This is a genomic window from Mycobacterium sp. 3519A (assembly GCF_900240945.1).
Classification (GTDB): Bacteria; Actinomycetota; Actinomycetes; order Mycobacteriales; family Mycobacteriaceae; genus Mycobacterium.
Window position 1 is genome coordinate 517,259 of sequence record NZ_OESG01000013.1, and the last position, 15,096, is coordinate 532,354.

Genomic DNA, 15,096 nt, shown 5'->3' on the forward strand with positions numbered 1-15,096 from the left:
GCCGATCTAGACCGGAAAATTCGTGAGCGATCCGGTGTCGGGCGCGGCTGGGACCGGCCGCCATAGGCGCGTCCACTGAGCCGCAAGCCGGGCCAGGTAGGCGGGATTGAGCAGAATATAGCGGCGCCAAAGGCGACTCGGCTCCAGCGCTAACCGCCACAACCACTCCAAGCCATATCGTTGCATCCACGGTGGGGGCGGCCGCAACGTGCCAGCGTGATAGTCAAAGGCGGCGCCCACCGCGAGTACAGGCATGTCGAGCAGGGGACGCATTGCGTATGCGAACTGCTCCTGCCGCGGACAACCCAGCCCAACCAACACCAACCGAGCGTCCGTGCCGCCTATCCGTTCCGCAATTTCTTGCGGCTCGCCCGGAGCTGCGAGGCGAAACTTGGACGGTTCCTTGCCGGCGATCTTCAGCTCGGGTAGTCGCTGTGTCAGCGCTGTCGAGAGCAGCTCCAGAGTGTCCTCCGTAGACCCGTAGAGATACACCGGAAGTCCATCGGCGGCTACGCTTTCGAGCACCCGCAAGGTCAGGTTTGGTCCGTACACCCGGTCGGAAAGCCCGGCCCGATGTAACAGGTTTAGCGCCCATCGAACAGGCTGTCCGTCCGGCGTCGCGAGATCGAAGGAGTTGAGACGAGCCGCGTGGTCGGGATCGCTCACTCCCGTCATCACCCCGTGTACGGCCAACGCGGTTACCGCAAAGGACTGACGGTTTCGGGCGGCAGTCAGGATGCGCGCCCCCGCCGCCTCGTAGTCGACCACGTCGATCAAGACACCCAAGACATTTCGCTTTCCGGCGTCTATCACCGGCGAACCCACGTTTCAGCGTTGGCTTCGTAAATCTCGCGCAGAATAGTCGGTATGTCATAGCTTTGCCGCCACTGCGGGTAGTCCGACTGGAATTTGGCCATGCTGCTGATCCACCACTGATGATCACCGACCCGTGCCTCATCAACGTAGTTGATGACCGCCTGCTCGCCGGTGATCTCTTCGGCCAGCCGGAAGGCCTCGATGTGTGAGACGTTGGCAAATCGGCCGCCGCCCAAGTTGTAGACCGCGCCCGGGCGCGGGTGGCGGAAGAACGCCTCGAAGGCCGTCAAGACATCGTGGGAGTGAATGGCGTCGCGGACCATCTTTCCCTTGTAGCCGTAAAGGTTATAGGTGCGTCCTTCCATGACGCATCGCATCAGATAGGCGAGGAAGCCGTGAAGCTCAGCTGCCGAGTGAGCCGGTCCGGTCAACGTGCCGCCCCGGAAACAAGCAGTGTTCATGCCGAAGTATCGCCCGTACTCCTGCACCATGACGTCGGCCGCCACTTTGGACACGCCGAAGATCGAGTGGAGGGAGCCGTCGATGGACATGTCCTCGGTAATCCCTTGCTCGTAAGTGTGGTTGGGCTCGATTTCGTACCGCGTCGCCAACTCCTGGAGCGGAAGCGAGTTTGGGCGGTCTCCGTACACCTTGTTGGTGGAGCAGAAAATGAATGCCGCCTCCGGGCAGTACAACCGGGTGTTCTCCAACACGTTCAGCGCACCGACCGCGTTGACGTCGAAGTCGGTAAAGGGTTCCTTGGCGGCCCAGTCGTGGCTAGGTTGCGCCGCTGTGTGGATCACAACCGCGATTTCTCGGCCGTACTTTTGGAAGACCTGCGAGAGCGCGTCGCGATCACGGATATCAATGCCGAAGTGCGTGTAGGACTGGCCCAGGTCGGCGGTGAGCCGCCGCAGGCTCCAAGCCGTGCTGCCGTCGTCCCCGAAGAAATACCGCCGTAGATCGTTGTCGATTCCGACGACGTCGAGTCCCAGTCCACCAAAATGGCGGGCCGCTTCCGAGCCGATCAGCCCCGCAGACCCGGTCACCAGCGCAATACCCACTGCCCCCCCTCACGTCTCGATATGAAACGGCGCAATTCTACGGGACGGAGCGGCGCGCCACGTCGTTAGTGGAGGTCTCCAGGCTTTCACAGCGGGTTGTGGAAAGAGACTTTGCTGTTACGGCTGTATGGTCCGCTGTCGTCGACTGCTAGTTCAGTTCCAGGACAGGCACACACTCACCTCGCGTGTCATATGAGTGAAGAATTTCCGACCCAACATGACGAAAACCCGCAACTCAGCACTCGGCCATCAATTCTGGCTCCGAAACGTCTCCGAAGTCGAGATGAGGAGTCGTTTGAAGTGCTCGCAATCCCAGCGAACGCGGGACGGGTCTGTTATCTTCGTTGCTGTTCCTACATCAACTCGATTTTGAACGCGCAAGGGTTGGTGGGGAGGCGATTCTGCAAGTCGGGTTGCTACTAAATGTGTGTGCGAACGAACAGCTTGCATAGAGGATTGTCCGCTTGTTGTGGGGGTAGCGATGACACCGTCTAGCGTGACCGCACGGCGCAATGCCCGCGAGTCGCGATTCGTATGTGTGGTGCTGCGTGGAAAGTGAACAGCAACTAAGTTCCGACGCTGAGCAGACGACCCCGTCGCCGACTGTGTCGGTGCTGCTGCCTGCGTACAACGCGGCCGATACCGTCGAGAAAGCGGCGGAGAGCATCCTAACTGGCAATGATGTGCCGCTCGAGTTAATTGTCATCGATGACGGCAGCACCGATGGCACCCGCGAGGTTCTCGAGCGCATTGCCCGAGACCCACGAGTTCGGGTGATTTCGCACCAGAATATGGGCTTGGCTGCATCACTGAACAAAGGTATTGCCGCGGCCACCGCTCCGTTCATTGCGCGGATGGACGCCGACGATATATCCGCACCGGGTCGACTGGACCGACAACTTCAATTTCTCCTCGGCCATCCTGATGTGGTTACGGTCGGTGGTCAAATTAGGCGCGTGGTGAATGAGCAGCCTAGGTCCACTTCCGACCTTCCACTTGATCATAGAGGAATCGTAAATTCGTTGCTCCACGGCCAACATGCAGTGTGTCATGCCTCGACTATGACCCGGAAATCGGCGCTCGAAGCGGTCGGCGGCTACTGGGAACAGGGCGTTTCGGAGGATTGGGATTTGTTTTTGCGGTTGTCGGAAGTAGGGAAACTCGCAAATCTCAATCGACACGTGTATGACATTGTGTATCACGAAACTGGAATTAATGCATCCGGCATGAAAAACGTCCGGACGAATATTTGTCTTGCCATTTGCAACTACCGCCGGCGGAGACGAGGTCTGGAGGAATTAACCCGGGAAGAATACTTGGATAATCTCTCGGCGTGGGAACGTGTCCGCATAAACGCGCAAACTCGAAGTCAGCAGGCATATCGCTATTCGATGTTACAACAAACGTCCCACCCCGCCGCCGGGAAGTTCTTGCTCGCAACGGCGGCAATGCTGTGGCCACCATTCGCACTGCGACGGATCGCCCACGGAATGTCGCGAAAACTCCCTCTGGTGCGCCGCCACTCTCGCCCGGTGTAAAAGCGCTAATGCACATTCGCATCGCCCGATGGAGGTCATTCGCACAATTGCCGCCTCGCCTCATAAGGGGACTTGTGATCGGCGCCCTTGTAGCCGCCGTCCTGGCTCTGAATGGCGGTGCGCTGCCGGCCTCGTCAGCCCAGGACGGCTGGTACACGACTTTTGCCGACGAATTCGACGGCACGACCGGATCGCCAGCAATCACCTCGGTCTGGTTACCCGATGTCGGCGAGCCTGGACGGGCTCACAGCGAACTGCAGTACTACACCGCCCGTGGGAACACATATCTCGATGGCGAGGGGCACCTGGTCATCGAGGCGAGGGAAGGGTCCGATGGGCACACTTGCTGGTACGGCAAATGCAGGTATACCAGCGGTAGGTTAACCACCCACAACGGGCAGCGAACCACATTCTCGCAGCGATACGGAAAATTCGAGGCACGAATCAAGTCCCCCGTGGGAAGAGGCACGTGGCCAGCTTTCTGGCTGGTCGGCGACGACTTCGACCGTGCCCCCTGGCCAACACCCGGCGAAATCGACGTCATGGAGGCGTTGGGGCAACAGGCAAATATTGTGCAGCAGTCGGCGCACGGCCCACAACTGACCTTTACCCAGCCCTACACCCTTCCCGACGGGCAATCAGTAGCGGACTGGCATACGTACTCCATCGAATGGACAGCTGATCTCATCGAGTGGCAAGTCGACGGGAATACAACGCGCAGTCTGGCCAGGAATGAGGCGCGGGAGGGCTGGGTATTTGACCATCCGTTTTTCATTCTTCTCAACCTGGCTATAGGCGGAGATTGGGCTGGCGACCCGGACGCGACAACGATCTTTCCGGCTCGAATGCTCATAGATTACGTGCGCGTGTACCAGAATGGTAATTCATAATGTGCACTCATGACGCGCATTGGCCCGAGTCCTTGGCGTCGTGCTGTGCACCTATTGAGCGAGCGCGCTTATGAGTGGGTCGAACATTCTTTCCTCGGAGTACAGGCCGCAATAGGAGTAGGCCCGCTGCTCATAAGCGGCAAGCTTTTGGGCATCGCGCATGAAGGTCAGCATCGCCGCCGCGAACTCCATTGGGTCATCGGAAACGACATAAGGCGGTCGGGCGCTTGGAGCCAAACCGCTTGCACCCTGAGCCGTCGAGACCACAGGCAGCCCGTGGCTGAAATAATCAAGCATCTTGATCTTGAGACCACTGCCCGCCTTCAGCGGACAAATTGCGACGCTTGCGTCGTGATACCGCGAGGTGAGATCACGAACGCGACCGTGTAGTTTGACGCCCGCCGGCGCTACGGAAACACTTGCGCAGACAAGGCCATAGACGTCGAGCCGTGCTTCCGGCTCCGCCGCGCGGACATGCGGCCAGACCTGCGCCAGAAACCACTGCAGCCCATCTGCATTGTGAGCTCCGTCCGACCCCACGAATACAGCTGCACGCTGATTCCGCGGATGTGAGGCTGGCCGAGGCATTGTGTAGACCGGCATGCTCGCCTCGATAATCGCAGCGCCGGGCAGCATGGCCTGCAGGGACTTCTTGTCCTCGGCGTTGATCGCGACGAGCAGATCGGCCGGACGGAGCAACGCTGTCTCCTGCGCGCACGTGAACTCTGTCGGCTCGACCCTGATGCCGCGATCGATGAGCGAGGAGTGGCGCAGATGAAAGACGTCATGCGTGACAACGACCACCTTCGGTCTGGGTGCCTGGATATGGCGAATAACCGGGCAGCGGAACACCGTATCGAGAAAGACGACATCGGGCCTGCCCGCGGAGATTGCGCGCGCGGCCCAGTCCATCTGCTTGGCTGAATCGAACTTGCCCAGTATGTCGCTTGCCGCGGGCGCCCGCCCGGTTCTCAGTCGGCCCACAAAGTTCTGAACCGGCACCGGCGCGGTTTCGACGATTTGTTTGGCGGCGAGCTTGACGATCGCCTGTGGCCGAGTTGCGAATATGACGTTGCCGACGCTCGTGATGCTCGGTCCCTCAACCGTGATGTGCGGGTACGGGTTGACGACGACCGGTCCCGGCATCCGCGGTGCAGTGAGCAGAATCGTCACTTTGTGTCCACGTGCGAGCAGGGCATTGATCACTGCCATATTGACGAGGTGATGACCGGCCACCTTACGAATCGGCAGTTCCTGTAACACGAAAAAGGCGCGCATATCGCCCAATTCTGCACGCCCCAATCGTCGCGAAACCGACGCCGCGACCCGCGTCGGGCGTCGCACCTCCCGTGGTCGCCCGGACTCACTCAGGTGCGGAGCGGTCCTTGGGAGATCGCGAGACCAGTTTCAGGACCCAGATAGGACCCCGCCTCATCCAGCCAGGCGCGTGGGTAGCGAGGTCATCGATCAGGAATGGGTCCAACATCGGGATCACCGCAAAGCTACGAAGGGCAATTAGAAAGACGAGTACTGCGGCCAGGATGGCCGCTACTAGCGACAAGATCCCGCCGAACGTCGTTGTTATGACGTGAGCAACGACTCCTTGTATTACAGCGGCCAGGGTAATTCCTCCCAGCGCCCGATACGGCGGCGCGAACCCAAGCCTGCGAGTGGCATACCAGATCTCGATCGCGACAACCGACACCTGCACGATGACGCGCGACCACGCTGCCCCCATGAGTCCGAACCGCGGTATAAGGAGGAAACCCAACGCGACCGTGCCCACAAGACCAAGGGCGTTAGAAATCAGCAGGATCCCGTTCTTCCCAGTGCTGGAGATGAGGTAGGCCGCGGCAGCACCAGAGCTGCTCACCGCTGCCGCGATGAGCAACGCCGCTGCGGCAGGGGCCGCGCCGGCAAACTGCACACCGAAGAGCAGGGGCACAAGCAGAGGAGCGATCGACGCCATGCCGATGCACAGCGGCACCACAGCCAGTGCAAGCAGCCCAGTCATCGTCCGGTAGAGACGAAGCATACGGTCGCGCGCGCCGAGCCCGTGCTGTTCACTGAAATAGGGAAGTAGGGCCGAGAGAAGGAGGCCCGGCAGCTGCACCACCACTTCGGTCAGCGTCGCTGCCACCGCGAACAAGCCCACCACGCCGATACCGGCATAGTGCTCGAGGAACACAATTTCCGTCCGGCCAAACACAAGGCCACTGATCACCGCCACCGCCCAGCCTTTCAGCGCGAAGCTGACGACACGGCGCCTGAGTTCTTGATCTAGCGTGGGTTTCTTGCGCAACAAGCGTCGAAAACGGGTCGCTGGTACGACATAGCCGGCGAGATAGCCCGCGAGTGCTCCGGCGACGCCAAACAGCCAGGCGCCCAAGGCGATTACGACCACCCTGATCAACGCGGAGAGTGTCGTCAGCGTGGCAAATTCACCGAACCGCTGCTCGCCTTTCAGATAATTCAAGTAGACGTCGGCCAATCTCCAACAAATGAACCACGCCAGGACGAGCAGAATCAGTGCTAAGGGCGACGTCCGCGAAGATGCGTTGACGGCGCTGCTTCCAGGCCAGTACAGCCAGCAGAACAGCAGTAAGGCTCCCACAATCGCGGCCAACACTGACAAGCGTGTGGTGGCGCCGACCATTCCTTCGGCCTCGTCGTGTTTGCCCTCGGCGCGCAGGTTGGGGATGAACCGCTGCAACACCATACCGATTCCCAAGCCGGCGACCGTCGTCGCGACCGTCACGCACCAGACGGTGTAGGCGATGACACCCATCCCCTCGGACCCGAGTAACCGAGCGGCGACCGCACCCCCGACCAGTCCAGCCAACGACACAGCAGCACCAGAGATGAGGCCGAGAAACGTGTTACGGGCAAATGCTGGTGGCATCAGCGTTCAGGTAATCGCACGGGCAACGGACACGAACCGTCAGGCATCGGAACCACGAAATGCAGCAAATTCGTCCAGCGACATGGAGGCATCTTAGTGCGATGGCGCACGATGCAGCGCGTGCTTCGACCCATCCGCGGCATCACGCTCGCAGCAGAACTCTTTGCGACAGTTCCGATGCAATGCCCGAACTGAAGGGTTATCGTTCACGCGAATGTCTACGTCAAACGGTGGCCCGACCGCATCTCGAATACATCGAGTCGCATCTCGAGTACCTGGGGTGAGGTTTGCTCGCCACTCCAGATCAGCGGTGACGGGTAGCGATGAGCACGGCAGGGCGCTCGTGGTCCTGATCGTCGCAGTAGTACTGATGGCGATACTTCCTGACCTGGTGCAATACCTGAGCGTCGGGCATGTACCGGAAACAGATCGTGTTATGCCGCCGAGAATCTCACCTTCGAAAGCGGCCATTGCGGCGACCTATGGTGCGTTGTTGCTCGTTTGTGCGGTTCTGGTCCTTATGCGCGGATATTCAGGCCGGAAAATTGCTGCGCTGTCTATTCTTCTGCTCGGCGTCATCTTTCCATACATTGTTCCCCCCGTCTGGCCTGGAACCGCGGATGCCATCCGCGTTGCTGTGGCCGCAGCGGTAACCGTTGCAGCATGGAATATCGGGGCACCCGTCGGCGGACTGAAATGGCTGTCGATAACCGGATCGTTAATTGGTGCATCCGCGATTGTAGCTGGCCTAATAATTCCTGAACATGCGATGTATATGAAAGGTTCGTCAACAACCATAATTATGGGTTGGCAGCTGGCGGGCCCGTTCGCGCATAGCAACGTGCTTGGTATTTACTGCGTACTTGCGCTTGCCTTTACCCCCCTCATCGTGACTCTCCGCTGGAGAATCACCCACGGTCTTATACTATGCGCAGCAATTATGGCGTCGGCATCGCGGACTGCGCTGGTGGCGGTCGGTGTCCTGGTTCTGTGGTGGATAGTTTGTCGTTTTCGATCAGTTATTTCGGTTCGTCTTGCGGGTACAGTATTGGTCGGCGTTTGCACGGCCACTATGGTTGTGGTCCCATTTCTGAGCTGGAAAGGAGTCGCCTTTACCGGCAAGGCTTTGAGCGGGCGGGGGCATATTTGGGCAACGTGCCTCAGCGCATGGGATGATTCTCCCATCGTCGGTTTGGGTGTTGATTGGTTCAAAAGGTCAGAAAACATCTGGTCGATGCTGGGCGGTTTTATACCCCCACACGGGCACAATCTTGTTGTCGACACACTCGTAAGGTCTGGTCTTGTGGGTGTCTGCATTGTAGGGCTCGTGCTGTTGGCGGCGACCCATGCGATACGGGCGTTTGACGTCTCGCGGGATCAGATTGCCTGCTTTGGATATCTGATCATGTTCCTTTTTGTATCGATTACCGAGGCCATTTGGCTTCTGCCAAACATGCAGCTGTTTCCAGTTGTTGGCCTAGCTATCGCAGTTGTGATCGTCGCGAGGTCTGATGTTCAGGAACCAGCCGCTGAACAGCCCCCCCTCGGCGCAGATGGTGTCGAGCAAAATTGAACTATCGGTTTTGGTTCCACCTGGTTCAGGGTGGGGTCGGTGACTCCCAGTTTGGAAGGTTCTGGCGCCGGCGATGCCGCGAGACTAGATCGTCGAGTCTCGTGACTCCCATTCAGCTCTCACCGATCACCCTCCCCAGTTCCGCCCGCGTCCTGATCCCGAGCTTGCGGTAAATCCGCCCAAGGTTTGCCTCGACGGTCTTCGGGCTGATGAACAACGCGGCCGCGACGTCTTTGTTCGTCATGCCTGACGCCGCCAACTCGGCCACGCGCTGCTCGGACGGCGTCAGCGCGAGATCACGCGTAGGGGCCACCTCGGCCCGCGCCAGCTCGGCCTCCACCCGCTTCGCCCACAGCGGCGTCCCCAACTCCTGGAACGTCTGCAGTGCCTCACGCAGCGTCGCGCGTGAACCCTCCTTCTGCCGTTGCCGCCGCTGCAACTGTCCGAGCAACAACTGCGTACGAGCCCGCTCGAACGGCATCGGCAGCCGATCGTGGTGCGCCATCGCCTCCTTCGCAGATTGCGCCGCGCCCTCGACATCCCCCTTGGCCGCCAGCCACATGCTGCGGCACCGCCCGCCGACGGCCAGCATCCACGCCCGGTGGAATCTGCGGCCGTTGCGTTCCAGCCGACGGATCAACTGCTCCGCGTCGTCGCTGCGGCCAAGGGAGATCATCGCCTCGACCGCATCGGGGATGAACGACGCCGTCATGATCTCCGTGCCCGGAATCGCCTTGAGGACGCGGCGCATCGGCGCCAGCACCGCCAGCGCCTCGGCGTAGTTGCCGACCGACACCTCCAGGAAGCCCATCGCCGTGACCGGCCACTGCGCCAACCGCGGCGTGGACCCACGATTCGCGATGTCGATGGCTGCTGTGGCCGCGGCCCGCGAATCCTCTTCCCGCCCAAGGTAAGCCGTCGCCAACGCCCGCATCGACAACGCGATCGCCAACGAACCGCTGCCTTGTTCGGCCCGTTCCATCGCCTCGTCGGCCAGCTTCTCGGCCGCCACGAAATCGCCCCGCCAGATCTCGACCAACGCGTCGCAACTCGCGACCGCGGTGACGTCGTTCTCCGCGCCGCGGTCCGCGCACCGCCGTTGCACGGCCTCCATCCTGTCGTGGGCCTCGTCCAACCGCCCCGTCCAGGCGAACATCAAGCCCTCGATCATGCTGGCGCTGAACGGCGACAGTGCCTCGAGGTCGAAATCCTCCAGTTCGATCGCCCGACGCAGATCCTCGTGATCGACACCGTTGCCGAACATGAAGTTCAACTGCACCGACATCGCCAACGCCCTACTGGTCAGCGCCGGATCGCCGAGATGCTCGGCGTAGGTCACGGCCTTGCGCGCGTAGAACAACGAGTCGTCGTACTTCGACATCATCCGTTTGCCGAACGCCAGCAGCACAAGCGTCCGTATCAACAACGGCGGATTGTCTTCGGCGTCGTCGAGTGCGTGCTCGAGTGCCGCGACGGCGTCGCCCCAGTTGTCGTCGTAAAGATGGATGCCGGCCATCAGATTGAGGGCCGCCGCACGCAGCGCCCGCGGCGCAGGCCCGTTGAGTGTCTTTTCGGCCAATGCGCGGGCCCGACTGTGATCACCCGCATGGAAATGCTGCTCCGCCGCGCGGATACGGCGCTCGGGCGCATCGCCACCCAACCCGATCGCCAACTCGATCAACTCAGCCGCCGCGGCCGGCGCACCGCGCGCCACCGCTTCGGAGGCCGCGGCATCCAGCGCGCTCAGCGTGTCGGCGTCGGCCTTGGCTGCCGCCAACGCCATATGCCTGGCCTTCAGTTCCGGCAGCGTCACCGCCTGCGCCAACGACCGGTGCATCGCCCGGCGCTCACGCGCGGTCGCATCGGCATAGACGCTCTGCGCCAACAGCGGATGGGTGAACCGCACCACGTTGCCGTCGATCACGACGATCCCCTTGGCTTCCGCCTCACCGAGCGACTCGATCGGCACGCCAGTGACCGCAGCCAACAACTCCACGGTCGGATTCGCCGCCGATGCCGCCGCCAACAACAGCGTGCGCGCGTCGCGTTCCAGCCGTCCGATCCGCAGCCTCATCAGCTCCGCCAGCGAGCTCGGCAGCCCCGTCAGTGAATTCGACGGGCCCGCGTCGATCGCCCGGGCCAACTCGAGTGCGAAGAACGGGTTGCCGCCCGAGATTTCGGCGATGCGCACCATCGTCGGTCGCGGAAACGACCGGCCCAGACGCCCCGAGATCAGCACATGCAGCCCACCCAGGCTCAGCGGCCCGACCCGCAACCGATCGATGCCGTCGGGCCTGGACAGCTGCAGCCAGGACACCGTGCTGCCGCCGTCTGCCTCCGACCTCTCGGTGAACAACAACGCGACCGGACCCTTGAACCGTCGGGCCGCATAAGCCACCACGTCGTGGCTGGACCTGTCGAGCCATTGCACGTCGTCGATCGCGATCAGCACCGGGGAGTCACCGGCCAGGCGGTCGAACACCGCCGCGAACGCCGCGGCCACCACCCGCTGATCGGTGGCGTGCTCGTCGCTGCTCGCCCGCAGCAGCACGCGGTCGACGGCCAGCTTCTGCACATCGGGCAGTTCGGCGACGGTGTCGGCGTCGACGTCGCGCAGCAAATCCGCCACCGCGGCGTACGCCAGCCCCGACTCGGCCTGCCCCACCCGCGCGGTGTACACCCGAAAGCCACTTTGCCGGGCCTGCTCGACGGCCGATATCCACAGCGTGGTCTTCCCGATGCCGGCTTCACCTTCGATGACGAGCGCAGCGGGCTGGTGTGCTGCTGACCGCAGGAAGTCCGAAACCGCACGGATTTCCAGCGGCCGGTCCACCACGCCCGGCATTCACGACACCCCCAATCGCACCCAGCAACTGAGAGTACATCGCACTTGCACCACTCGCGCAGCAATGCGCAATAGCGTTTTCCAGCTGAATCGTCGGATTATCGACGAGATCGCAACTAAACAGCGGCGCTATCGGCAACTTCGGCGACGGGGCTCGGCTGGATCCGGGCGCCGACGTCACCGGAAATCCGCTGGAACGGGACCCCCGCCTGGTCGCACGCCAACGACACGATATCCGGCGACGTTGCGCCGAACACCCCGTACAACACCTCGTCGGTCGGCACGGACAGCGTGACGACGAGGCGGACCCGTTTTTCGGCGTTGCTGACCGCCGCCGCGGCGGCATCCAGTTTGGCCACCATCTCATCGACCGAGGTGGTGGTCATCTCAGGGAGATACCACTCGGCGAGGAAGTACGCCAAGTCGTCGGTGGCCTCCATGACTCCGGACGGTAATGCCGACGCGCTGTTCCGGAATCGGGTGTTTCCCTATAGCTTCATCACGGTTTGGTCATCGGGACTGACGACCGCCAGCAGGGCGCGATGGTCCGAACCGGGGATGGCCGCGGTGCGCACCGTGGTGGCCGTCGCGCCGCGCAGCAAAAGGTGGTCGACCGCGAACACCGGGGGCAGCGCGATGTCGGCCGGGTGTGTTCTGGTCAGTCCGCCCCCAGCCTGCTCGGCGGCGTCGCGGTGGCCGCCGCGCAACAGCCGCGGAACCTCGCGCGCGTCGGGTGTCGCGTGCAGATCACCCGCCACGATCACCGGGCCCGGCGCCGACGCGCCGATCTCGCCGAGCACCTCCGCGAGCCTCGCAAGGTCGTCACGCCAACCCTGCATCGGATCCGGCCATGGTGCCGACATGTGCGTGCTCGCAACCGTGGCCTGCGCATCCAGGCCGGGCACCTCGACCCGTGCCGTGATCAGCCCGAGCCAGAATTCGTCGTAGTCGCGGCAGGCCGAGAGCGGGTATCGGCTCCAGATACCGACACCCGCGGGGCCCTCGCGCGCCCGCAAATAGCGATGGGGCAGCAGCGCGCCGATGCCCGCGGCCTCGATCAGCTCCGCCTTCTCCGGCGTAAGTTCCTGCACCGCAAGGACGTCCGCGTTGTCGGCCAGTCGGACGACGCCGACCGCATCCGCGCGTCCGTAGCGCAGGTTCGCCGAGACGACCCGGACGCGGACATCACCATCGGTCTTCGCCGCCACGTACCAGCGCCACCGGACCCACACGCTCGCAACCGTCAACGCGACCGCCACAACCACCCCGGCCCAGTTGCGGGTGAGTCCGAACAGCACCGCGGCGACGGGCGCACCGACCGCCAGATACGGCGACAGTGCCGCGGTCGCCAGGACTGCGCGGTGCACACCTGGCAGGTACCGGCTGGCCAACGCAAACGCGGCCACAGCGGTGGCCGCGACCGCGATGACGTCGAGAACGTCCATCAAGCGGTGCCGCCGCACTCGACGAGGCGGCGCTGGAGGAACTCCTGGGCAGCGGGGGAGCCGTTGCGCTGTAACGCAACCCGATAGCACTGCACCGCGTCCTCGTAGCGGCCTGCGCGGCGCAGCAGGTCAGCGCGGATCGTGATCACCGTGTTGGTGCCCGCCAGTCGCGGATCGTCGGCGACCGCGTCGAGGGCGGCCAGACCCGCGCCGAATCCGTCGCGAAAGCCGATGGCCATCGCACGGTTGGCGCGGGCGACGGGGGAGTCGGTGATCTCGATCAGCCGGTCGTATGCGGTGCAGATCGTCGTCCAGTCGGTGTCGCGCCAACTCGGCGCCGTCGCGTGCAGCGCTGCGATCACCGCCTGCGGTAGATAGGGACCCGTCGCGCCCTCGGCGCGAGCGAGCCGCTCCAGCCCGCGCGCGATCCTGCCGCGGTCCCACTGGGTGCGGTCCTGCTCGTCGAGCGGCACCAGCGCCCCGTCCGTGCTGAGCCGGGTCTGCCGACGTGAATCATGCAGCAGCACAAGCGCTGCCAACGCGTGTGCGTCGCGCTCGTCGGGCATCAGCGCGCACAACTCACCGGCCAGCCGCACTCCCTCGTCGCACAACTCGTCGCGGATCACCGACGGACCTGCCGTCGACCAGTACCCCTCGGTGAACACCGAGTAGATGCAGGCCAACACGTGCGGGGTGCGCTCAGCTAGCAGTTCGGCCGGCGGCACCCGCAGCGGGATGTTGGCGTGTCGGATCTTGTTCTTGGCCCTGGTGATTCGCTGTCCGACCGCGGCTTGCGACTGCATCAGTGCCCGCGCGATCTCCGCGACCGTCAACCCGGAGATCAGCCGCAGCGTCAATGCCAGCTGGGAGGCCGGGTCGAGCGCCGGATGCGCGCAGGTGAACATCATCCGCAGCTCGTCGTCGCGCACGGGATGCACGTCGACCCGGTCGGTGCGGGCCCGGATGTCGTCCACCACGGCTGCGAGTTCCTTTCCCGGGCGCACTGATTCGCGTCGCAGTCGGTCCCGCGCCCGGTTGCGGGCCACTGTCAGAAGCCATCCGCCCGGATTGTCCGGCACACCGTCGCGCGGCCACACCCGCAGCGCCTCGGCGAAGGCTTCCTGGACGGCGTCCTCGGCGACGCTGAGGTCACCCGACCAGCGGGCGAGCGCCGCGACGGCTGGCCCCCATTCGCGTCGAAAGACGCCGTCCAGGTTGGTCATCGACGCGGTTACAGCCCCGAGACGCCCATGAGTTGCCGAAGCTCCACCGTCGTCCCCGGGATCATCGACGCGACCTTGACGGCCTCGTCGCGGTCGGAGGCCGACAGCAGGTAGAAGCCGGTGGCGATCTCGGCGCTCTCCGGGAACGGGCCGTCGGTCAGCAGCACCTTGCTGTCGCGAACACGCACCGTCGTCGCCGACGCCGGCTCGTGCAACGCGGCGCCGGCCACGATGTGGTCGCCTGCGGCAGCGGCGAATTCGCCGTGTCGGGCCGCTTCGGCCAGCCACTCGGGCGTGTCGGGGGTGTGCGCGGAGGCGGGTGGTTCCAGCAGCAGCGCCAACCATTGGGCGCCGGCGCTCGGCCACGCCGGATCGAAGGTGTGGTAGATCGGCCGAACCTCGACCGCGCCGTGTTGGGCGGCCGGGACATCGCGGGCCAACGCCAGCGCCTCGTCGAGGTTGTCGGCCTCGAATACGTAGTAGCCGCAGGCCACCTCGGCGCTTTCGGCGAATGGGCCGTCGGTCACTGTCGGTGCATCGGGGCCGCCGGTGATGCGCACACCCGTCGCCGACGGGGTCAGCGCATCGCCCGCCAGGATCGCCGACCCGGCCTTGGCGTGCAGCGCCTGATATGCCGCCATTCCGGCGGCCTGCTCGTCGGGGGTCAGCGGTGTGGTGGGCTCGCCGAGCAGCAGCGCTAGGTAGTGCATGAGGGTCACCTTCCTGTCGCGGAGCGGAGCCGTCTGCTCCACTCTCTACCCGTCCGACGAACGGCGCCGCGCGAATCCGACATCACAAAA

General features: G+C 63.3%; 12 protein-coding genes. 3 read left to right on the forward strand and 9 right to left on the reverse strand.

What is annotated here, in order from left to right; genetic code table 11:
• Positions 1-6 precede the first annotated feature (6 nt).
• The gene (locus C1A30_RS10320) at positions 7-768 is read right to left on the reverse strand and encodes a WecB/TagA/CpsF family glycosyltransferase (protein ID WP_235010043.1); all 762 of its coding nucleotides are present in this window, start codon (positions 766-768) and stop codon (positions 7-9) included.
• A gap of 41 nt (positions 769-809) precedes the next feature.
• Entirely contained in the window at positions 810-1,880 is a 1,071-nt protein-coding gene (locus C1A30_RS10325; protein ID WP_101948186.1) for an NAD-dependent epimerase/dehydratase family protein, read from the reverse strand.
• Positions 1,881-2,428: 548 nt separating this feature from the next.
• Between C1A30_RS10325 and C1A30_RS10330 the strand changes: the two genes are divergently transcribed.
• A complete protein-coding gene (locus C1A30_RS10330; protein WP_160112729.1) occupies positions 2,429-3,418 on the forward strand; it encodes a glycosyltransferase family 2 protein in 990 nt (329 codons plus the stop codon).
• Between the two features lie 74 nt (positions 3,419-3,492).
• On the forward strand, positions 3,493-4,308 hold the full coding sequence (locus C1A30_RS10335; protein ID WP_235009814.1) for a family 16 glycosylhydrolase: 816 nt from the start codon (positions 3,493-3,495) through the stop codon (positions 4,306-4,308).
• Between the two features lie 51 nt (positions 4,309-4,359).
• On the opposite strand, the gene C1A30_RS10340 is transcribed toward C1A30_RS10335, so the two are convergent.
• Complete coding sequence (locus C1A30_RS10340; protein ID WP_101948192.1) at positions 4,360-5,586, reverse strand: glycosyltransferase; 1,227 nt, start codon at positions 5,584-5,586, stop codon at positions 4,360-4,362.
• A gap of 85 nt (positions 5,587-5,671) precedes the next feature.
• Positions 5,672-7,210 (reverse strand): oligosaccharide flippase family protein, encoded by a 1,539-nt coding sequence (locus tag C1A30_RS10345; protein WP_101948194.1) that lies wholly within the window; start codon positions 7,208-7,210, stop codon positions 5,672-5,674.
• Between the two features lie 343 nt (positions 7,211-7,553).
• Here C1A30_RS10345 and C1A30_RS10350 point away from each other — a divergent pair, with 343 nt between their 5' ends.
• Positions 7,554-8,783: an O-antigen ligase gene (locus C1A30_RS10350; protein ID WP_160112731.1), complete on the forward strand. Its 1,230-nt coding sequence runs from the start codon at positions 7,554-7,556 to the stop codon at positions 8,781-8,783.
• A 112-nt stretch (positions 8,784-8,895) separates the two neighbouring features.
• Here the strand turns inward: C1A30_RS10350 and C1A30_RS10355 are convergent, their stop codons facing one another.
• From C1A30_RS10355 to C1A30_RS10375, 5 genes are all read right to left on the reverse strand, one after another.
• Positions 8,896-11,628 carry a LuxR family transcriptional regulator gene (locus tag C1A30_RS10355; protein WP_101948198.1) on the reverse strand — a complete coding sequence of 911 codons (2,733 nt, stop codon included), beginning with the start codon at positions 11,626-11,628 and terminating at the stop codon, positions 8,896-8,898.
• 116 nt (positions 11,629-11,744) lie between these two features.
• Complete coding sequence (locus C1A30_RS10360) at positions 11,745-12,068, reverse strand: hypothetical protein (RefSeq protein WP_101948200.1); 324 nt, start codon at positions 12,066-12,068, stop codon at positions 11,745-11,747.
• A gap of 48 nt (positions 12,069-12,116) precedes the next feature.
• Entirely contained in the window at positions 12,117-13,073 is a 957-nt protein-coding gene (locus C1A30_RS10365; protein ID WP_101948203.1) for an endonuclease/exonuclease/phosphatase family protein, read from the reverse strand.
• The gene (locus C1A30_RS10370; RefSeq protein ID WP_101948205.1) at positions 13,073-14,296 is read right to left on the reverse strand and encodes an RNA polymerase sigma factor; all 1,224 of its coding nucleotides are present in this window, start codon (positions 14,294-14,296) and stop codon (positions 13,073-13,075) included. Before C1A30_RS10370 ends, C1A30_RS10365 begins: the two co-directional genes overlap by 1 nt.
• Before the next feature lie 8 nt (positions 14,297-14,304).
• Positions 14,305-15,006: a YciI family protein gene (locus C1A30_RS10375; protein WP_101950110.1), complete on the reverse strand. Its 702-nt coding sequence runs from the start codon at positions 15,004-15,006 to the stop codon at positions 14,305-14,307.
• Positions 15,007-15,096: the final 90 nt, after the last annotated feature.